Below are 18,711 nucleotides of genomic sequence, written 5' to 3'. Positions count from 1 at the left end.
ACTCTGGTTTTGTCCTCTACTTAATTCCTTAATAAACTGAAGCTGTATACACCTAAGCCTCGAATAATGTCTGTATTTTTGCAACAACGTCATCCGTATTTTTCAGTCCTATCATTGGGATTGATAAATTTTCTTTTATCAGTTGCGTGGCCAGTGCTTCCATGAACAATCCTTTCCCTGGAACTTCCATATTGTTGTCCGATGTAGTGTCAACCCCACAATTCGGAGAGCGGTTTGCCCCTATAATCCCAATAATTTCAAAGCCGTATTTATGATATTCTAAAATTTGCTGCATTACTTGACTGACCAAATCAGTTAATAATACGTTGGAGGCCGTTTTACGCATTTCCTTTCGGATTCTTGTGTTTTCTATCGTGACCGGGCTGTCAGCTCCATGAATATTTCCCCTATCAAGTCCCAAACAACGGAATTCAGGGCAGGGCATTTGAACAATTCCGATATCCGAGTCTAAAAAGAATTTAATAACAGTCTTGAATGCAGCCGGGTATACGGCTGTACCATCCGAAATTGAATTTTGATTTAACAAACAATGGGCGATAAAAACAACCTTTTTACTTCTTCCATCCGTAAACATAAATGTTATTCCTCCAACGATTTGCTGATAAAGGGCACTTTCTTAAATAAAGACAATATAACAGTAATACCGCCCGCTATATTCTCCGCATTCAACATCCACACAAACAGTAATTTTATGATTTCAATTTCAGCTTTTATTCTAACCAAATTACAGACCTTTTGAATTGTTTACCACATTGCGGACAAGAAACGCAAGGATAAGAAGCTGCTTTTCTCATTTCCTCAAATCTATTCGGTATTGTATCAAATAAATATGGTATTGTCGGATTTGCAGCAATTCCATTCCATGTGCAATGTTCACATTTGATATTTTCTATACCCACTCTTACCATTTCATACTGACCTTGAAAGAATAATATAGGCAGCAAGAAACTTTTCTTTTTCCCTATATGTGCTATCGTTATACAGCAATAGAAACCGTTATGTTTTTGGGCAAAGACAAACCTCTTTTCAATTTCAACAATTTCTGAATTAGAAACAGCAACTCCATTAAAATTTTTTTCGATTTTTAGTAAGGATAAATCCTCTTTTGCAAGCGGATAGAATATCTGTCCGCAACTTGTAAAAGATTTGTGTTTTATCTCTAGCATTTTCTCACCCCCACAAATTCCGATTTTGTGTTCTGTTTAACCGTCCAATAGATTATCATTCAAACCACAAATCAATACCTAGCGGCCAACCATCATTTTTGAACTGAACCGTATACACTCTCATATTAAGATAATCATCGGCTTCCCCTATTTCCCTTTTTAAGCTAACTGTGAAACCATCAAATATATGAAAGCCGTGACTTCCAAAACTATATTCTCCAATATAAACACCATAGGAAAAGTAATTGTCCCCGATATCAATATTGAATGATTTTAAGTGTTTGATTGCTAAGGATGTGTACTTTTCATAATTTTGTAATACGTGTTTTAGCAGCTCAATACGTTGTTTTGATAATACTCCATTAGACAACTGCAGCATGATTTCAAAATCATCTTTTAATTCCAAATGGCATTCATTACCCTCATAATCATAATTGAACATCGTAAAATTACTCTTGTTTAATTCTATGAGTAATTCATCTGTATTCTTAATAGCAGCGGCCACAATATTCCCCTTTCAAGTCCATTTTTACGTTCTGTCTAAATAGCCAAACCAATCATTATGTCAAATATTCTACCATAATACGGTAAATCCGTCCATGTCGCTCCACGCTTTTTATCTGCCGCAGGACGGGGGATGAAGAAAAACTACAGGCTGCCCCCTGGTTGATAGGAGAGCAGCCTGTAGCTTTATGTTTGAGTATGGTTAGCAATATAACTGTAGGAGTCGTCCTGGCTGCCCATGGCCTTTGCGACCGTATCTGTATGGTCCTGGGAGGTCTCATGGCAGCGGAACTCGGAAAAGGATTCCCCTTCCTGCCTGTGGATTTTGCTGTGCAGCTTCCTGCCGGTTTTCCTGGGGCGCTTAGGTTTGGGCTCTTTGCGCGAACGGCGTTTGATGACCCAAGGAGGCTTCCGGTCCGCCGGGCCATCCGTATCGGCAGCCGTGTACGCCATGTGGAAACCAGCGGCAATCCCGATGAGGCAGCCCAGCAGGAGCAGGGCGAAGAGTGCGACGGTATATCCTGTGACCATGTTGTCCTCCTTCCTATACGGCGGCAATGGCAGCTTCCAGCTCCTCGGCCGTGGTGGCGGATTCTGCCCCGGCTGTGATGCCCTCCACGTCAGCAAAGAAATCCCTCAGGCTTTCAACCTGGGAGGAAAGCTCCATGTCCATATCAAAATCATCCGTTTCCATATCCAGGCTGGTTGGGATATCCGGCGCCATGTCGCTGATATGCCGGTCAACCGCATTGTCTGCTTCGGGAATCTCAATGTCCTGGGGTTCCGCCTCAAAGCGGTCCACATCCTGGCCGGCATAGGATTCGCCGATTTGGGCAAGGGTGACATCAAACCCATGGAAGATGTCGCTCAGGGTTTCCGTGATGTCGCAGACACGGTCTATAAAGGAATCATTGGATATCCCCTCCAGGCGTTCGCAGATGGACTCCTTGATGGTCTCAGAATCCGCCTGCCATTCAGGGTCGAACCTGTCATTCAGGTAATCTGCCACATGTTCAATAGGGGAGAGCTGGGCTTCGATTTTGTCAAAGTAGCTGTCCATGAGCATGTTCCCCACGGAATCCCAGTCGCCCTCGCAGATGGCTTCCACCAGGTCCACCAGATGTTCCGCCTGGTAGGTTATGCTGCTGATGGCGGCGTCCTCAATGTCAGAGAAGGCATCGGCCAGGCGCTCAATCACATTGGCATCTACCTCTTTATCCTCGTCCTTTTCCTCATCCTCAATCTCCTTGACCTTATCGGCAAAGGCGGAGTAGAAGTCCTGTTCCGGGATTTCCCCTGCATATTTGTCCAGGAAATCCTCCTTCAGGGAGAACGTGCCGTCAGGCCCCTGGTCAATGAACCGGTCCAGGGCTTCCCGGATTTCCTCATAGCCCACGGATTCCTCCTCAGAGGCCACAATGACAGCGTCATCCTCATCAGGGGGTAAATCTGGTACCGTTCCTGCCATATCCGGGATATCATCTGCAGCTATGGCGTCAGGTTCGTGTGTATCCGCATTATCATCTGTCTGGATATCCACATCCGGGGTTCCTTCCGACCGGCTGATGTACACGGTCTCCAGCATTTCCTCTGTGAATCCCATTTTCCCGGCCATGCGGTCAAAGGCTGCCAGCTTATCGTCGTCGCTGATGTCAGGGTTATCCAGGAGCTCTATGTAGGCGTCGGTGGCGTCCATGCGCTGGTCAATGGATTCAATGGTTGCCTTCATCCCATTGTAGTCGGCCAGGACATCAGCCACGTCGTCCCCAAGGTTTTCATAGAGCCAGTCCGGCTGCAGGTCGAATTCCTGATACCCAAGGTCCTGGATATCATTGGTGATGTTGATTTTCTGGTAATAGCCCTCTGTCTGGAGTCCATAGATGGATTCCCGGAAGTGCTCCAGCTGTGCGGATTTCCAGTCATCCTCCGTCACCGGCGCGGGGCCGTCGTAGGGGAGCGGCTTATAGGCGTCCATGTCGGCGGCGATATAATCCTCATCCGGCCCCAGGATTTCATCCCGGTAAAGCTCCATGTCGGAGGGGTAGCCCTGTGATTCCTCAATGAATTCCTCATCAAAGGGGGATGGGGGAAGCTCTACGTCAATATCTGTATCCTCAATGTCGGGTTCAATATGTACTTCTGTTTTTTCAGTATCAGCAATGGCTTGCACATCTGCATTATCCTGGGAACCTTGGGCATCCTGCTCCCTGGAAGTTTCCACATCAGCGGCGCCGGTGTCTAAATCCAGAGGCTTATCCTCTTGGATGTCCACGTTATCCTCCTGGCTGTCCGGATTGGCCTCCAAGTCCTCCGGTTTGGCATCTACATCATCCGGAACCCCGGCTTCCAGAGAGGAGAGGGCGCTGCTGATTTTCTCAATGTCCTCTACGCTAAGGCCGTAATCCTCGTTGCCGGTCCGGCCGCCGGCATCCATGTCTGCCCGGAGCACGACGGCCAGGGAGGAGTCCACGTCCGTGGCTCCAGAGGAACAGACGGCCTTCGCCTGTGAGTAGCCCTCAATAGTGGCCTCCAACTTTTCAGCCCGGGTTTCCATCTTCTCAACGGCAGAGGCAAGCTTTTCCTTTGCCTCCACAATGTCCCCCAGGTTCTTTTCATACGATTCCCGGGTGCTGACATCCTTTGGGGTCATGGATTCGGCCGGGAGGCTGTCAATGCGCTCAATGCCGGCCTTCAGTTCCTCTTCCTTGGCTGAAAGGGCTTCGATTCTTTCTGTATAAGCCTCAATGGTCCCTTTGATATCAGGTATCTGTTCCTTGAGGTAGTCTGCATGCGCATCAAAACCTGCCAGGGTGCGTTCCGTGAAATCCGCTTTGACCTTATCCGAAACCAGTTCCTTGTATTCCTCTACAGTGATGCCTTTGCCCTGGGCAGCGGCCTCGACCATGGGCGCGTTATACCGGAAGCTGGAGATGTCAAGGCTCCGGAAATAGCTTGTAGGTTCTTTTTCCGTGGGGTCAACGTCGCTGGCCACCACCTTGCCGAAGGGGTCCACGAGATAGTGGTCATCGTTGAATTCCACCAGCCGGATATCCGGGATGCGCAGGGTGCTTGCCTCACCGTTGATGGTCACGGTATCCGTGACGCCACGGCCGGTCTTCCAGACGTCCATGCTGATATCGGACATCTTCGGGTCCGGGGCCTTGGTCATGTCCACGCCCATGTAATGCCCGGCCAGGGGGTTTTTGCTGTCAATCCCGAGCTCTTTTAAGTCCACGTTGCGACCATAGACAAGGCCGTCATCCCGGACAGTGCCGCTTGCGTCCCTTACCAAGTCGGGTCGGTCCATCTTGGGCGGTTCAGCTTCTATATCCGGTTTTTCCTCCACGGTGGTCCCGGTATCCACCTTTGCCGGGAAATGTTCGTCGAAATAGGTGCGGACTGCAATCTCCACCATGGATTCCCACACATTGCTCCGCGTCAGCTCGATGATGTTCATGGCGATGTCGCCGCCAGAGACAGGACGCCCTTTGTCGCCGTCCTCGCCGGTCTTATAGGCCTCGATGTTCAGCTCCAGGCGCTCCAGGACCACGAAGGTATTGCGGAACAGGTATTTGTCCTTATCCAAATCATAGCGTTCCTTCAGGGACTCATAGCGGCTTATCTCCGGTTCGGCAGGGGGCTCTATATCCATTGATGGGGTGTCTACCCGCGCCTCTAAGTCTATGCCGGCTATCTCGGCGACCTTTTCGCTGATGATTTCTTGTATGGGCTGTTCGGAGTCCCGTGCTTCTTGGGCAATCCCGGCACAGAGCTTATCGGCCGCTTCCTCACCATAAACCTCCTTCAGGGCGTCTACAATGGCTTCACTGATGACCTCCCCGAACTCTGTGAAAAGTTCCTTGTCTTCCTCTGGTAGGTCCGCATCGTGGTTATCATCAGCTGTGGTCTGTTCAGCACCTTCATCAGCCGTATGTTCTATTGTTGTCTCATCGGGCATATCTGCAATGGCGTCACTTTCCGGTTCAGCCTTAGTTTCATTTAGATTGGTTGATTCGTCCATATCAGCACCTCCTTTTGTCCAGTATGTACGAAGTTCTCCAGGCGCGGGAATCTGACATACTCATTTGCAGTGCTTAACGATGAAAGGAGAAGAGTACCTTATGAAAATCAGTAATATCAAAATTATGAATTTTAAAGGAATTGAAAGTCTGGAGGTCAAGCCGGCAAGAATCAACATCCTGTCCGGACCCAATGGGATGGGCAAGACGAGCATGCTGGAAGGCATACGCTGCGCCATCACCGGCAAAACCCCGGATGACTATATGGCGATGGGGACTTCCAAAAGCTCTGTAGCCGTGGAGCTTGAAAAGCTGGGCACCATTGAGCGGAGATATACCCCCTCAAAATCAAAGACCCTGATGTGCGGCAAGGTTACGACGGCAAAGGACGTCGCAAGGGACCTGGGGGATATCCTTGGGTGCTCAGGCAGGACCATGAACATGATGTTCTCGTCAGAGCTCATGGAACAGATGATGGGCGCGGACCTGGCGGAGTACCTGCTGAACGAGGGCTTTTTGGAAAATGACATGGATATAGAAAAGCTCCTGTCCCTGTGTTCCCTCTCAAAGGACGCGGAAGACGAGCTCCGGATGCTCCTGCCGGAGGCCCCGGAGAAGATTACCCTTGGGGATATCCAGGAAGCCTACGATATGTGTTTTGCGGCAAGGGCGGAACGCAAGAAGTCCCTTGCGGAGGCAGAGGCTGCAGCCAAATATGCCGGCCCTGTCCCGACCCGCTCTGTGGAGGACATCAACACGGAGCAGCAGTCTGTCTCCCAGCAAATCGGCCGGTTATCAGCAGAATCTGCTTCCTATACAAAACTGAAGGCTGCCTATGACGCACACACAAAGGCAATGGAATCCCTGGCGGAAAAGCTGGAGGCGTATAAGGAGGTAAAGGCCCCGCCGAAGACAGGGCAGGAGTCCGTGAAGAAAGAGATTAAGGACAAGCGGGATGTGCTCCAGGAAGTACAGTCCAGCATCCAGGTTGCGGAAAAGGACATTGCCTTCATGGGAAAGGTCCTGGAGGCATTGGCCAAGCCTGTCTGCCCTATCAGCAATAAGCTGGTGTGTTCCACGGATAAGACCGGCATCCGCTCGGAGCTGGAGGACGGCGTGGAGCAGAAGGAGGAAATTGCCGCCTGTGGCCGCATGAAGAAGGCCCGCCTGGAAAAGGAGCTGGCCGAACTGGAAAAGACAAGGGAGGTCATTGCAAAGCAGGAGCGGGACTATCAGTCAAAGCTTGTCTACCTGGAGCAGTATGAAAAAGAGCAGAAGGTCAGTCTTACAGAGCCTGTAAAGCCGGACCTGGGGCTTTTGACAGAACTTCAGGCCAGGGAAATGGAACTGAAGAATGAACTGAATGACGCAACGAAATATGCCAGGGCGCAGGAGGCGGAGAAGCGCAGTGTTAAGCTGCGTAAGAGTACCGCCATCCAGCAGGAGCTGGTGGAACAGTTGTCCCCCAAAGGGGGCGTCCGGCAGAAGGTCCTGGAATACCACATCCGGCCGCTGCAGGATTACTGCAATGAGAAGATGCAGGATGTGCTTCCCAAGTATGATATGGTGCTGGATACCAGCGACGGGTTCCGGGTTCTCTTTGCAGATAAGGAAAGCGGAGGGATGATAAACTATAAATCCCTGAGCAAAGGGGAACAGTTCCGTGCGGCCTATGTGCTCATGAGCATGTTTAACGCCCTGAACCAGTTCCGCATCCTCATGCTGGATAACCTGGACGGCCTGGATGATACCTCGTGCCAGATGCTGTTTGGACTCATAGAAAGAGACCTGGAGGATTATGACCATGTGTTCCTGGCCAGCGCCAATGAAAGCCTGGAACGGGCGGCAAAGGCGTCGGCCGTGAGCGGAGAGGCGAAGATTATTACATTCTGATTTTCAAGAAAGCCCTGGCTGATGCCGGGGCTTTCTGCATTTTACTATATTTATGGTAACGGCCATGCAAACCAGTCAGGTACCTCCTCTTTGTTCTTTACAATCTGTGGTGGCCAATGGTGCGGACAGTCTTCATTATGGCAGCTAAATGAATAGCCTTTGTCATATTCATCGTACTCGCAGAATGCATCATCGCCACAATCAAGGCAGGACCCCCATTCCTGCTCCTGATTGTATTCGTCTAAAAGCTGGTCAATTCTTTTCTTTTTGCGATACATATAACCCCTCCATTTTTGTATATGGATAAGTATATAACCACTGGAAATCATGGTCAAGATTTAGAAGATATAAAAAGCCACGGCAGATTCCAGACTTTCCTCTTACCTGGAGAGTTCCGCTTCACTTTCAAAAGCTTCTTTGCTATACTTTGTTTAATTAGAATTGGATGGAGGTGTCTTGCGATGAAGGAAGAAATTAAGCGGATTGTTATTGCACTCATGATTTTTGCGGTTGTATTCTGGGGTTCGCCCTATCTTATGGGCTCCAGGGTTTATGATATCAATGCCCGTGCAACGGAGTTATTGGCTTCTGTATTGGCAGCCGGATGTTATTGGATAGGCAGTAATAGGCATTAATTTTATTTATCAGTCTATGAAATCGGAAGTTGTAGAGGAGGTATTGATAATGAATGGAAAAGATGTACGTATCGGTGTGAGTTTGCTGGTCAGTGATATGGAAAATATGGTTCGATTTTATAGAGATACACTAGGTTTTCAAACTCAATGGAATGGTGGACCTTTTGCGGATTTTGAAACTGCAAGTGGAGAACTATCCTTATTTATGTATAGCAGGAAAGAATTTGTAAAGGCAATAGGAGAAGACTATGTACTTCCAAAGGGTATCAATCAGACATTTGAAATCGCCCTTTGGCTATCCAATTTTGCTGAGGTAGATTTGGAGTATGAGCGTCTGTCAAAGTTGGGTGTGCAGTTTCCCACGGGAGAACCCATCACTTATCCTTTCGGTATCCGCAATTTTTATGTAGCTGACCCAGAGGGGAATTTGCTTGAAATTGGAAGTACAAGTGAAACATAGGCCAGAAACTCTATAATTCATGTTTGTCAAACTGAAAAATTAGAATTTGTCGGAGAACTGAACAGCGCGGCGGACCGCTGTTTAGGGGGGAGAAATTTGTGGGAACAGGAATAATTGTATGTGGTCTAAACGGGACTGGAAAGAGTACGTTGGGAAAAGTTTTGGCAGAGAGATTAAATTTTCATTTTATTGACAGCGAGAGTCTGTATTTTCTTACGGCGGACCCTCTTTATAGTTATGCTTATCCGCGCACCCATGAAGAAGCGGCAAAACTCCTTTTCAATGAAATTAAAATGTATGAAAATTTTGTTTTTGCTTCCGTAAAAGGGGATTACGGAGAATGGCTCTATCCCTGTTTTCAGTATGCCGTTTTGATTGATGTTCCGAGAGATGTTCGGATACAACGCGTTAAAAACCGTTCTTTTCAGAAATTCGGTAATAGAATGCTGCCGGGTGGAGATTTATATGAGCAGGAAAAAAACTTCTTTCATCGTGTTCAATCCAGAGCTGAAAATGATGTTGAGGAATGGCTGCAATCTTTAAGCTGTCCTGTTATACGAGTGGATGGAACAAAGTCCATCGGAGAAAATACAAATCTTATTATGGAGCAAATAAGACTCTGAATTAGAATTTATGGAGGTTATGATGACAGAATTATTTGGTGTATTTCCATATTTAGAAAACGAAAAAATTATTATAAAAAAAATGGAATTAAATGACGTTGTAGCCTTGTCCGAGATAAGCAAGAACGAGAATGTTTATAAGTATATATCGCCATTCTTATATAAGAAAAGTAACAAAGCATTAGAGAATGCAATCAAAAATCTTGGTGGAAGAGATTTTGAAAAGAAAAAGTATATAATTGCAGGAGTTTATTTAAAAGATAATCCTAATAGGCTTGTAGGTTTAGCAGAAATGTTTGACTATAAAAAGAGAGAAAATAAAATAACAGTGGGTTATCGTCTAAATGAGGATTATTGGAATAAGAAAATTGCAACAAATGTTTTGAAATTGATGGTTGAATATTTAGTAAATGAAGTTAATATTACAACACTTCATGCATTTGTTATGCCAGAAAATTTATATTCATCAAAAGTGCTATTAAACAATGGCTTTGTAAAAGAGGATTTTACTGTGCAAGAAAAAAATTGGGGAGGTCAAGAAATTGTAACTGTTGATGTATACACATACAATAAGTATTAGACAACTTCATGTTTGTAGGGAGGAGGTGCAATATGCGGTGTCCCGTATGTGGAGAAGAGATGGAACCAGGTTTTTTACAAAGTGGTCAACGAATGGTTTGGGTAAAAACTCCACACAAAATATCATTGCTTCCAAAAAAAGGTGAAGTATTATTGGGAAATAACGTTTTTGAGGGCCTTTCATTTGAGGCATATATTTGTAAGTCATGTAAAAAAGTGCTCCTTGATTACAACATCTGATTACGAGGAAAAATAAAAGGAAAGTATATTGTTTATAACATGGCTCCGGTGTAATCCGGGGCTTTTTCAATTCTCAATAGGGTTCTGACATACTGTTATATCGAAATACCCCCAATTAAATGAAGGAGGACCCTATCATGATGAATCATCAGGATGTTATCGTAGCAAAAGAAACAGAAGAAGAGACCATTAACAAAGTAAAGCTGGTTGGCAGCGTGGTCCATAAATTTCGCCCCCGTGACAATGTGATGGTCTTGACTGTGGCAGCAGGACGTGCCGGAACAGACCATGCAGATTACCCCAATGTGGTGTTTTACGGGGAAGTAGCTGAAATTATTGACAAAACGATTGAAGTAGTCCCGGGGAACTATCCCAGAGTGTGCATTGAAGGGATGGTCCAGACCACGCGCCGCACTATGAACGGACAGACCCAGTATTATCAGAACATTGTCGGTCATACTTTGAGCAGGGCGCCCACAAACCTTGAGTACCTGACAGGGAAAAAGAATATCGGAGCCCGTAAGCTGGAAGGCTGCAATGAGGTGTGCATCCTTGGAAAGGTAATCGGCATATATGAAATCCCTTCCAACGGCTGTTCCCCGATTGGGACCATCGTGACTCTCAGGACGGTTGATAACGGCAGGGTGAATTTCCCAAGGCTGACCTGCTTTGGGCTGGTCGGCCAGGAGGCAGCGAAGCTTGCCGAAAATGATTGCGTCTGCATCGCGGCTTCCATCCAGACCAAGCGCAGGGAGGGACCCGATGGGAAGACGCAGCGCTATGAAACGATGATAGGCCATTCAACAGTCCGACAAACCGGAAGTTGATTTTTGCTGGTCCTATCACTCGTAGCGCAGCCAAACGCCTACGGTGAAATCGGCTGTTTCATATTAGTCGACATATACGTCAACTACAAAGTTACAGGGAATATGACTGCCTTTATAAATCATAATTTTACAGATTTATCTCTCTTTCAGATACCACCTCACGATAGACAATGTTAGTATGGCACTTAAAATGGTAATAGCTCATTTTTTCCAGTTCATATACCACTCGTCTTATTTCTTTTTTTTATTCCTATAATCAATAAGATTCCGGCAGCTCCGAATATCAACACTGCTATGGCATTTTTTTTAAAGATATCCTTTTTGTAAGAAAGTCCTATTCCTGACTGATTGTAGGAATTTGATGCCCTTACAACATCATCATAATAATAAACGGAGAAACCGTTTGTGTTATCATTATTACTATTCTGCGTATTTGAAGATGCAGTTGTCTTTTCCCTGTTTTTTGCTGCTGTGGGCCATTCCCCATTAAATGCATGTGTCGTAGACTTCTGCGCAGGAATCACAAATTCAGGTTTTTCATCAGCATTAAATATGATGGCTACAGGATATCTGATTCCGGGAAGTCCTGAAACAACTTCGTAAGAATATTCATCACTGTTGTACCCCGCCTCGTCAAGAGAAGTTGCTACAGTACTGTCATAATCAATCGTTTCTGTATCGTATACATAGACAGCTCCTACAGTCCAAATATTTAATTTCTGTCTGAGCGTTTCTTTTGCATCTTCCGGAATATCATCAGGAATGGATGTTACCTTGGTTATATCAACCAAAATCGTAAAACCGTCTATGTATACGGGAATTTGCCATTTATAATAACTGGTTTCCAATGATTTCTTAATATCTTTTGTTTCTAACAGCTCAGAATTGGCATAAACTTTATATGCGCCTTCCATTTTCACCTCATCCGCTTCCACATCCCGGTTGAGTTCTGTACGTGCTCCTCCATAATTGATATGATATAAAACATCATTCTTCATAGAAAGAATCTCCTGATACTCGTTTCCCTCTGAAGGTATCAAGCGTTTCGATGCATATGATGTAAAGCTTAGATTAAGCAACAAAGAGATACAAACAAACATACAGATTATTTTACTCACAACATATCCCCCTTCTCATTTTATCTCTTGTAAGCAAGGGCGCTGTCTGTATAAGTCCCCCAATCCGGTTACGAACTGATATTCATCTACCGCTTTATCATAAGGAACAAGTCCAGTAGATGGCCTTCCTCCGTAAATATCGATTTTGCGTTCTACTTAGCTCCCCGATAAACATGAAGTTACTAATTGTTCTTTAATTCCCCATTATCAAACTTACTGTCATATTCTTCAATTTCAGCTATGTCTAATTGAGTAACTTTGCTTGTTATACCCTGTCTTATAATTTGCTTATCTCGATATGTAAAAGCAAAAATAATATCAGGTTCGCTTTCAAACTCAACAAAAATTCGCCATTCGTTATATCCTAATAATTTATTGATAAAGGAATGTTTTATCTCTACATTGTCAATATCATTTTGAGTATATCCAATAGTTTCTAAATGTGAATAGGTTTTGTCTTTGATACTATTATTAGCGATGAGCTTATAAGATACTATTGCTAATGCAAGAACTAATATTATTCCCAAAGATATTTTGAGTTTCTTTTTCATAGTGGTAATCCTTTCAAATTCCGTTTTTTGCTCTGTTTAACCGTCCGATAATATCTTAATGGTTGTAATAGAAACAAAAATAATCGCGGCATTTGCAACAATCGTACCCGTCCAGTTCATCGTTATCGTTCCAAAGATAGTGGATGCTGCATTAAACATTGTGTGAAACAGCACACACATAAATATGCAGCTTTTCCCTGATACTTTGTAGACTGCTCCAAAGAAAAATCGCAAAGCTATACACTGAACAGCAAACATCCCAAAATTAATTAGCCCATATTCATGATTTGTCCCAGGGATAAAGAAAAGAGGAATATGCCAAAAAATCCAAATGACCCCGGCAAAAACAGATGACAGAATATATCCGTACTTTTTATCAAGCAGTGGTTGTAATACATACATCCAGCCCGATTCTTCTAAACCGCCGATAATAAGATTGCCCGGCAAAGAAAGTAAAAATATATAAAATGGAAATTCTGTTAATGCATGGCCCGAAACAACAAGGTGTATGCCAAAATACATTACTAACCCTAATACAATAAATAAATAGGGAAAGCAGTTGTTTTTCACATAAAATACATTTTTCAGCCATTCTATAAGGCAAGTGATTCTTTTATTTTTCTTCAGAACAAAGTAAGAAGCAATCGCTGGCGACAGAATGTAGATGGCAAAAGGAATATTCGCTGCAAACTGCTTAAATGTGTTTGTAAAGTTATAGACTCTATAACCAAACTGTCCAAAGAAAATCAGTATACCTGCTGTTGCATAAGCAAGGATGAATGTTACTACTGTAAATTGACCTGCAATCTTTTTGTCTATCATGAATTCACTTCCTAACGTTGTGGCATAACGTTACTTCTTTCGGTTTTTCCATACATATTCAATTAAGCTAACAAAGAATATTACCAGGAAAAGTATTATTTCAATTTTTAAGTTTATTTCAAAATGATTTTCAAATATTAAACCATATAGAACATATAAAAAACCGGTTCCTACTGTAAGGACAAGTGCTTTCATAAGTGCAAGTAGCATAAATCGCTTCATAAAACTCTCCTTTTTTCTATGATGTAGGTTTTGTACCCACGTTGTCAAACTATTTCATCAGGCTATTCCTAATCACGTCCGGTATAGTCATTGGGAATCCATTCATATTTTTCCATCCTTCTACGGTTTGATCTGCATATGACCAAATTGTTTGACCACCAACCATAACACTTTCAATCGGCTCTAAATCAATCGATGTTTCGTAAGTTCCTTCATGAAAGAGTGGGGATACCAATACTTTTCTTGCGCTGATATATAAAATATTATTATCTTTCCTAAATTTCCAGCCTCGAAGCGCAACGCCTGACTCTACAGGCTCTACTCGTAATTTTAAAGTTTGTCCGTTCAGGGAAGTAGTGCAGTATAGTTGTTTTCCATCAATCGGTTCTCCTATAACAAAAAGACTCAAAAGTATTCCCAAACTAATCATTACGAATATGCTTATGATTGTACAGATAAAAGATTTTCTTTTCATCTTTCCCTCCTCAATGCCCAATTTGTCCTTCGGGTAACTTCACAGTAAACAGAAAACTAAATAACTATCGCTATTTTTCTATTTGGTAGGATTGTAGGCTCTTGTGGCATCCATTTTTTTCGTAAAATTGTTCCGCATCTGGTTGTGCGCCAAAATATAGCAAGGTCGGTGTATTGTCTTTGGCAAGTTGGAGGAGTTTGCTGCCGATTCCCTGTTTCTGATATTCAGGAAGAACAAGCAGTTCTGTAATAGTTCCAAAGAAATAGTCATCTGAAAGAATCCGCAGGCAGCCCACCAGCGTTTCATTTTCATAGGCGCTTATGTTTAACGTTTTTGATAGTGCATTTGATTACAGAAATGTACCTTAGCATGTTTGATTTGTGGCTATAATATAGCCTTAAGCAAACAAAAAAAGAAATATACGGCCACACCTGCTATAAAGTATTTAATTTTCATCAAAAGCCCCCATGTTTTGCATTAATTATAGTAACATCAAAACATGCGGTTAGTATACTTTATTATAAGATATAAAATGGAGAAATATGGTACGAAGAAAGTTAAAATTATCTTACAATTATAATACGGAAAAGCCGTCCATGTCATTATCCACACTTTTTATCTGCCACAGGGCAGGGGATGAAGAAAAAATACAGGCTGCCCTCTGGTTGATAGGAGAGCAGCCTGTTGTTTTATCCGGCTTTCCAGCAGGGGGTTGCACCTATCCTGCCAGTCAATGCTTATACGAAGTAAGGAATGAGTTTTTAAATTTATCAGATTTTTTCCATATTCTATTTCTTCAATCTCTCCTCTGGTCGTCGCGGCAGTTGGTAATCCAACGACAGATATTTTTGGTCCACTCCATTATCCGACAGTATTTTAGAAATATAATCATACAATTTCAGAACCTCTTTCCCTTTATATGGCGGATTACCCACTATGCCCACATTAGCCGCATCCCTGAATGCGAAAATGTTGAAAACAGTAATTATGTTGGAAAAGGATTCCTTGGGCGCAAATTCAAACGTATTGATGAACCCGTCCAGCACCATCGGAAATTCAATTTCCTTGTATCTGCAGACATCCAAGTGGGAGAGCATGGCGTTCTTAATCATGTCTATATAGTTTTGGCTAATCGTAATGATAAGGGAATCAACGTTTGTGTCGGCATGCATCCCGGGCGTATTAAAATATAGGCATCGAACATTTCCTTTTTCCACACCTTCCATCACATCCACTTGTGATATTGTATATTCCCATGCATCAGCCAGGGTATATCGGAAGATGCGTCTCTCTTTTACAGATTCTTTTGTGTTCTGTGATAGCATACTGTTTTACCCCCATAAAGTTAAGCTAATCTTATCAAACAGTTCTGCATAACCGTTGGAAACATTTAACCAGCCATCCAGCTATGAGGCCGAGGTTTGGTTCAGCATTCCGGTAAGTTAGGTTTTATATACTTACTTTTTGCTTTTTCTGCTTCTGCCGGATTTAACCATTCAAGAAACTGAATCAGGCTGTCACGGGCTGAATCGGTATTTCCCCACCAATCCCATTTCGACTGGTTCATTTGTTTTAATACAACCGGTTTGAAAACTTTTTGCAGACGGAAGTTCTCTACATACTTTCTTGCGATTACAATTTCTATGTATCTGGAGGAATGTCTGGGAATACCCAAGACAAGTATGCTTTCATGGCCCATTCCAGCATAGATTAGATTTATATATACCTTTGCATGTGGACGGAACTGTTTATTCCCATACTTTAATTCGTGGCTTTCCCCAGATATATGCTCCCCAACGATATTGCCGACAAGACACCATTGCCATTCCTGCTCAGCTGGTTTTTCTTCTTTTATCAGTTCCATGGCATATACCTCAAAAAATACCGACTTCTATTCCATTTATTCAAGTCTGCCCCAAAGTGCTAGATACTTTGTTGCGAAGCTGTTTCTATAACAAATATTCTACCATAATACGGTAAATCCGTCTATGTTACCATTCACACTTTTACCTGCCGCAGAGCGGGGATGAAGAAAAACAACAGTCTGCCCTCTGGTTGGTGGGAGAGCAGCCTGTTGTTTTATCTGGGGCCCATGATTCCCGATTTATCAGCCCGATAAATGGGAATTTATTCCTGTTCACTTCCGAGATTTTTCCAGCCATACCTGGCAATAGAAATTCCGATGGAAATTTCGCTTACCGCTTCATCAATTATTCCCGCCCACGTTCCAACAATAATATTATAAATAATCCAAAGTGGTGAATTAATTAGCATAGTCACCAATCGTATTGTTCTCGCATTATAAGTATATGCTCCAATGGTAACTGCTATATTTGCTGCAACAGGTAATATACTAATCCATCCGACCCAGGTAAATATCAAGGCAGCAACCTGCATAAAGCAGAGAATTATGCACATTTTTTGGCTTCTGCCAAAGTCCCACCTGCTGCTTAAGCAAAATGAGCGAATGGCGTTTATAATATAACTTACTCCCCCAGTTATAGCTCCTAAAAGAAGTAAATGAATTGTATATAACAAGTAAGATAGAAATTGAAATCGAAATAATGTTTTATTGTTTCGGCACTGGAACGATACAAAGAACAATATGGCTCCAATGAAGCCTATAATTTGAATAACTATGTATGATTTTGTCAACTTAAACTTCCTCCCACAAATCCCTATTGAACTTTTATGTCTTGACGCCAGACGCCCCTCCATCCTGTTCATGGGAGCGGTTAATAAGAAAACGGAGCTGGAACATCCCGTCTTCCGTCACGCTGTACTGGTATACCGCCTTGTGCTTTGTGAAAAAGGCGGCCATGCTGCGGGTGCCCACGCCGTGCTCCGGCTCGGAGGAGGTGGGGAGGCCGTCGCTGTCAAATACCACAGTCCCGTCACAGGTGTTGGCAAACTCGGCACAGAACATAGGGGAAGACACCGCCGAGACCTCATGCGCCGGGGCCTTCCCTACGGCAGCGTTTCACAGGCGTGGATGGCATTTTCCAGTGTAATTCAGCCCCCTTTTCAGGATGAATTCCAAAAACTGCTTCCGCACATCCCTGCGCTTCAAGCAATCTCTGTTGCATTGTTATTTTATCAAAACCCATCCATCGTTGATTTTTGAAAAGGTTAAACTGAAATCAGAGTTGATATAAATGCCAACATATCCAACGGTAATATTGTTAGGAGTAATCTCTACCCATGACGGTTCAAATTGAAAATTTTTAATATCAAGTTGTGTGTGCTTTTCATATTCGTGTCTGTTGTCTTGTTGAGCAAGGTTATCAATCATATTAAAATTTTCAAGCATATCTATCAGTGCCTTTTTTGAAATGGTATCCGCACCATAAAATTCTATTCCTGTTTCACTATCAGTAATTATATTTGGTATCAACACGTCTGTTCTAATCTGTTCAATGAGATTTGAAAAATTGAAACGGTTTAGTGGAAATTTTTTTGTTGTAATCATACTGTCTATCCTTTCAATTCCGGGTTCTCATGCAATTCAAGCTGTTAAAAATGTAACCGATATCCTCAACATAATTTGTATCCTTTGTCATTAATCAAATCCAGGCAGACTTTTGTTATATATTCCTTATGCCTGTGGGCTCATTCCTCAGACACCATGATGGCGGAACCGACACAATCATTTTTATTTCCACTCCATAGCGCCCAGATGTTCAGCAAGTGCTTCCAGCTGGGCCTCATCCATTGCCCCTGCATGGATATCCGCATAAAATCCATTGCTCCGAATCCAGGCGATAAGCCCATTGTCTGAATACATCACGGCAATCCCATACACATGGAACTCTGACAAAAGGTGATAATTCTCATTGCAGAAATTTTCTAATTCCTGTTCAATGTTGAGTGTTGTCACAAATTTACCCTTACATCGTCCCTTTTTGAAAACGGGCTTATTCTCAATGGCGATTGTAAGCATTCTGCCCGCACAGAACTGATAACAGCAGATTCCTCCCCCTTCTATATGCCAATCTTTTTTGTAATACTCTGCAAGGCATCCATTCTCTATATCATAACCTGCAATGGGCGTCCGTTTCTTTTTGAAGAAGACGATGATTCCCTGCTCCACATAAATTTCATCCAGGGGCAGGAAATGTTCCGTGCTTGTAAAATACTCCTCCTGGTTCTGAATGGCCTGATAGACTTGTTTTAGTTCCCTGGGAAAAGAAATATCAAGCCGATTCTCCACAGCAGAAAAATCAACCTCCTGGTCTGTGCTGAGGTTCATGAACGCCCTCATTTTCAAGAACATTTCCTGCAAATCCGCATACTCCGGTTCAAGCAGGCTGTGATTGTCCCATAACCGGACGGCCCAGTCATCTTCGGATATCGGATGATTTGTCCGAATCCGTTCTGATTTGTTCGTTGAAATCATTGAAATACGCATCCGTCCTGAAACTTGCTTCTCTTCGTAAGAACCGTAGTATATATTGTTTCTATAACAATAAAAGCCCTCTTTCATATAAATCTCCATTCCGCCGCCTTCGGATGGCGGCACAAATAGTTATGAAAGTCTTCCAACTCTCTACGCTGTG

General features: G+C 43.5%; 25 protein-coding genes. 7 read left to right on the top strand and 18 right to left on the bottom strand.

Annotated features, from left to right (window positions below; translation table 11 throughout):
- Positions 1 to 52 precede the first annotated feature (52 nt).
- From LK536_RS56475 to LK536_RS56455, 5 genes are all read right to left on the bottom strand, one after another.
- Entirely contained in the window at positions 53 to 595 is a 543-nt protein-coding gene (locus LK536_RS56475; RefSeq protein ID WP_227797204.1) for a CD3072 family TudS-related putative desulfidase, read from the bottom strand.
- Between the two features lie 136 nt (positions 596 to 731).
- Positions 732 to 1,187 (bottom strand): hypothetical protein, encoded by a 456-nt coding sequence (locus LK536_RS56470; RefSeq protein ID WP_227797203.1) that lies wholly within the window; start codon positions 1,185 to 1,187, stop codon positions 732 to 734.
- 55 nt (positions 1,188 to 1,242) lie between these two features.
- Positions 1,243 to 1,692: a hypothetical protein gene (locus LK536_RS56465; protein WP_227797201.1), complete on the bottom strand. Its 450-nt coding sequence runs from the start codon at positions 1,690 to 1,692 to the stop codon at positions 1,243 to 1,245.
- 185 nt (positions 1,693 to 1,877) lie between these two features.
- Positions 1,878 to 2,222 (bottom strand): hypothetical protein, encoded by a 345-nt coding sequence (locus LK536_RS56460; RefSeq protein WP_227797199.1) that lies wholly within the window; start codon positions 2,220 to 2,222, stop codon positions 1,878 to 1,880.
- 13 nt (positions 2,223 to 2,235) lie between these two features.
- On the bottom strand, positions 2,236 to 5,712 hold the full coding sequence (locus tag LK536_RS56455; RefSeq protein ID WP_227797197.1) for a coiled-coil domain-containing protein: 3,477 nt from the start codon (positions 5,710 to 5,712) through the stop codon (positions 2,236 to 2,238).
- A 100-nt stretch (positions 5,713 to 5,812) separates the two neighbouring features.
- Here LK536_RS56455 and LK536_RS56450 point away from each other — a divergent pair, with 100 nt between their 5' ends.
- Positions 5,813 to 7,603, top strand: a complete 1,791-nt coding sequence (locus LK536_RS56450) for an AAA family ATPase (RefSeq protein WP_227797195.1) — start codon at positions 5,813 to 5,815, stop codon at positions 7,601 to 7,603.
- Positions 7,604 to 7,653: 50 nt separating this feature from the next.
- On the opposite strand, the gene LK536_RS56445 is transcribed toward LK536_RS56450, so the two are convergent.
- On the bottom strand, positions 7,654 to 7,881 hold the full coding sequence (locus LK536_RS56445; RefSeq protein ID WP_008716323.1) for a hypothetical protein: 228 nt from the start codon (positions 7,879 to 7,881) through the stop codon (positions 7,654 to 7,656).
- 21 nt (positions 7,882 to 7,902) lie between these two features.
- Here LK536_RS56445 and LK536_RS56440 point away from each other — a divergent pair, with 21 nt between their 5' ends.
- From LK536_RS56440 to LK536_RS56415, 6 genes are all read left to right on the top strand, one after another.
- Positions 7,903 to 8,238, top strand: a complete 336-nt coding sequence (locus LK536_RS56440; protein WP_506092261.1) for a hypothetical protein — start codon at positions 7,903 to 7,905, stop codon at positions 8,236 to 8,238.
- A gap of 49 nt (positions 8,239 to 8,287) precedes the next feature.
- Complete coding sequence (locus LK536_RS56435) at positions 8,288 to 8,698, top strand: VOC family protein (protein ID WP_008716319.1); 411 nt, start codon at positions 8,288 to 8,290, stop codon at positions 8,696 to 8,698.
- 98 nt (positions 8,699 to 8,796) lie between these two features.
- Positions 8,797 to 9,321 (top strand): AAA family ATPase, encoded by a 525-nt coding sequence (locus LK536_RS56430; RefSeq protein ID WP_025487157.1) that lies wholly within the window; start codon positions 8,797 to 8,799, stop codon positions 9,319 to 9,321.
- 22 nt (positions 9,322 to 9,343) lie between these two features.
- Positions 9,344 to 9,901 (top strand): GNAT family N-acetyltransferase, encoded by a 558-nt coding sequence (locus LK536_RS56425; protein ID WP_120055841.1) that lies wholly within the window; start codon positions 9,344 to 9,346, stop codon positions 9,899 to 9,901.
- Between the two features lie 8 nt (positions 9,902 to 9,909).
- Entirely contained in the window at positions 9,910 to 10,140 is a 231-nt protein-coding gene (locus tag LK536_RS56420; protein WP_329602278.1) for a PF20097 family protein, read from the top strand.
- 137 nt (positions 10,141 to 10,277) lie between these two features.
- Entirely contained in the window at positions 10,278 to 10,967 is a 690-nt protein-coding gene (locus LK536_RS56415; protein WP_227797191.1) for a single stranded DNA-binding domain-containing protein, read from the top strand.
- 215 nt (positions 10,968 to 11,182) lie between these two features.
- Here LK536_RS56415 and LK536_RS56410 read toward each other — a convergent pair whose 3' ends face one another.
- The 12 genes from LK536_RS56410 to LK536_RS56355 all read right to left on the bottom strand — a co-directional run bounded on the left by LK536_RS56410 (position 11,183) and on the right by LK536_RS56355 (position 18,551).
- The gene (locus LK536_RS56410; RefSeq protein ID WP_227797190.1) at positions 11,183 to 11,965 is read right to left on the bottom strand and encodes a hypothetical protein; all 783 of its coding nucleotides are present in this window, start codon (positions 11,963 to 11,965) and stop codon (positions 11,183 to 11,185) included.
- Positions 11,966 to 12,267: 302 nt separating this feature from the next.
- The gene (locus LK536_RS56405) at positions 12,268 to 12,636 is read right to left on the bottom strand and encodes a hypothetical protein (protein WP_008716308.1); all 369 of its coding nucleotides are present in this window, start codon (positions 12,634 to 12,636) and stop codon (positions 12,268 to 12,270) included.
- A gap of 36 nt (positions 12,637 to 12,672) precedes the next feature.
- Positions 12,673 to 13,458: a CPBP family intramembrane glutamic endopeptidase gene (locus LK536_RS56400; protein WP_227797188.1), complete on the bottom strand. Its 786-nt coding sequence runs from the start codon at positions 13,456 to 13,458 to the stop codon at positions 12,673 to 12,675.
- A gap of 30 nt (positions 13,459 to 13,488) precedes the next feature.
- Positions 13,489 to 13,680 (bottom strand): hypothetical protein, encoded by a 192-nt coding sequence (locus tag LK536_RS56395; protein WP_008716304.1) that lies wholly within the window; start codon positions 13,678 to 13,680, stop codon positions 13,489 to 13,491.
- Between the two features lie 49 nt (positions 13,681 to 13,729).
- Positions 13,730 to 14,155 (bottom strand): hypothetical protein, encoded by a 426-nt coding sequence (locus LK536_RS56390; RefSeq protein ID WP_227797186.1) that lies wholly within the window; start codon positions 14,153 to 14,155, stop codon positions 13,730 to 13,732.
- A 70-nt stretch (positions 14,156 to 14,225) separates the two neighbouring features.
- Positions 14,226 to 14,477 (bottom strand): GNAT family N-acetyltransferase, encoded by a 252-nt coding sequence (locus LK536_RS56385; protein WP_083795150.1) that lies wholly within the window; start codon positions 14,475 to 14,477, stop codon positions 14,226 to 14,228.
- Positions 14,478 to 14,943: 466 nt separating this feature from the next.
- On the bottom strand, positions 14,944 to 15,480 hold the full coding sequence (locus LK536_RS56380) for a hypothetical protein (RefSeq protein WP_227797184.1): 537 nt from the start codon (positions 15,478 to 15,480) through the stop codon (positions 14,944 to 14,946).
- Between the two features lie 101 nt (positions 15,481 to 15,581).
- The gene (locus LK536_RS56375; RefSeq protein WP_227797182.1) at positions 15,582 to 16,019 is read right to left on the bottom strand and encodes a hypothetical protein; all 438 of its coding nucleotides are present in this window, start codon (positions 16,017 to 16,019) and stop codon (positions 15,582 to 15,584) included.
- 263 nt (positions 16,020 to 16,282) lie between these two features.
- Entirely contained in the window at positions 16,283 to 16,882 is a 600-nt protein-coding gene (locus LK536_RS56370) for a YgjV family protein (RefSeq protein ID WP_506092260.1), read from the bottom strand.
- Positions 16,845 to 17,093, bottom strand: a complete 249-nt coding sequence (locus LK536_RS56365) for a hypothetical protein (protein ID WP_227797180.1) — start codon at positions 17,091 to 17,093, stop codon at positions 16,845 to 16,847. Before LK536_RS56365 ends, LK536_RS56370 begins: the two co-directional genes overlap by 38 nt.
- Before the next feature lie 150 nt (positions 17,094 to 17,243).
- A complete protein-coding gene (locus LK536_RS56360; RefSeq protein ID WP_227797178.1) occupies positions 17,244 to 17,624 on the bottom strand; it encodes a hypothetical protein in 381 nt (126 codons plus the stop codon).
- Positions 17,625 to 17,807: 183 nt separating this feature from the next.
- The gene (locus LK536_RS56355; RefSeq protein WP_227797176.1) at positions 17,808 to 18,551 is read right to left on the bottom strand and encodes a hypothetical protein; all 744 of its coding nucleotides are present in this window, start codon (positions 18,549 to 18,551) and stop codon (positions 17,808 to 17,810) included.
- Positions 18,552 to 18,711: the final 160 nt, after the last annotated feature.

Source organism: Clostridium pacaense, from assembly GCF_020709765.2.
GTDB classification, from domain to species: Bacteria; Bacillota; Clostridia; order Lachnospirales; family Lachnospiraceae; genus Enterocloster; species Enterocloster hominis.
This window is presented reverse-complemented; position numbering and strand designations above follow the sequence as displayed.

Excerpts from the sequence above, each read along its gene's own strand:
- LK536_RS56425 (WP_120055841.1), top strand. The coding sequence starts at position 9,344 with ATGACAGAATTATTTGGTGTATTTCCATATTTAGAAAACGAAAAAATT.
- LK536_RS56455 (WP_227797197.1), bottom strand. The coding sequence starts at position 5,712 with ATGGACGAATCAACCAATCTAAATGAAACTAAGGCTGAACCGGAAAGT.
- LK536_RS56415 (WP_227797191.1), top strand. The coding sequence starts at position 10,278 with ATGATGAATCATCAGGATGTTATCGTAGCAAAAGAAACAGAAGAAGAG.
- LK536_RS56370 (WP_506092260.1), bottom strand. The coding sequence starts at position 16,882 with ATGAACAGGATGGAGGGGCGTCTGGCGTCAAGACATAAAAGTTCAATA.
- LK536_RS56435 (WP_008716319.1), top strand. The coding sequence starts at position 8,288 with ATGAATGGAAAAGATGTACGTATCGGTGTGAGTTTGCTGGTCAGTGAT.
- LK536_RS56420 (WP_329602278.1), top strand. The coding sequence starts at position 9,910 with ATGTTTGTAGGGAGGAGGTGCAATATGCGGTGTCCCGTATGTGGAGAA.
- LK536_RS56395 (WP_008716304.1), bottom strand. The coding sequence starts at position 13,680 with ATGAAGCGATTTATGCTACTTGCACTTATGAAAGCACTTGTCCTTACA.
- LK536_RS56450 (WP_227797195.1), top strand. The coding sequence starts at position 5,813 with ATGAAAATCAGTAATATCAAAATTATGAATTTTAAAGGAATTGAAAGT.
- LK536_RS56380 (WP_227797184.1), bottom strand. The coding sequence starts at position 15,480 with ATGCTATCACAGAACACAAAAGAATCTGTAAAAGAGAGACGCATCTTC.
- LK536_RS56355 (WP_227797176.1), bottom strand. The coding sequence starts at position 18,551 with ATGATTTCAACGAACAAATCAGAACGGATTCGGACAAATCATCCGATA.
- LK536_RS56440 (WP_506092261.1), top strand. The coding sequence starts at position 7,903 with ATGGATAAGTATATAACCACTGGAAATCATGGTCAAGATTTAGAAGAT.
- LK536_RS56375 (WP_227797182.1), bottom strand. The coding sequence starts at position 16,019 with ATGGAACTGATAAAAGAAGAAAAACCAGCTGAGCAGGAATGGCAATGG.
- LK536_RS56445 (WP_008716323.1), bottom strand. The coding sequence starts at position 7,881 with ATGTATCGCAAAAAGAAAAGAATTGACCAGCTTTTAGACGAATACAAT.
- LK536_RS56360 (WP_227797178.1), bottom strand. The coding sequence starts at position 17,624 with ATGATTACAACAAAAAAATTTCCACTAAACCGTTTCAATTTTTCAAAT.
- LK536_RS56475 (WP_227797204.1), bottom strand. The coding sequence starts at position 595 with ATGTTTACGGATGGAAGAAGTAAAAAGGTTGTTTTTATCGCCCATTGT.
- LK536_RS56470 (WP_227797203.1), bottom strand. The coding sequence starts at position 1,187 with ATGCTAGAGATAAAACACAAATCTTTTACAAGTTGCGGACAGATATTC.
- LK536_RS56405 (WP_008716308.1), bottom strand. The coding sequence starts at position 12,636 with ATGAAAAAGAAACTCAAAATATCTTTGGGAATAATATTAGTTCTTGCA.
- LK536_RS56390 (WP_227797186.1), bottom strand. The coding sequence starts at position 14,155 with ATGAAAAGAAAATCTTTTATCTGTACAATCATAAGCATATTCGTAATG.
- LK536_RS56460 (WP_227797199.1), bottom strand. The coding sequence starts at position 2,222 with ATGGTCACAGGATATACCGTCGCACTCTTCGCCCTGCTCCTGCTGGGC.
- LK536_RS56400 (WP_227797188.1), bottom strand. The coding sequence starts at position 13,458 with ATGATAGACAAAAAGATTGCAGGTCAATTTACAGTAGTAACATTCATC.
- LK536_RS56410 (WP_227797190.1), bottom strand. The coding sequence starts at position 11,965 with ATGAAGAATGATGTTTTATATCATATCAATTATGGAGGAGCACGTACA.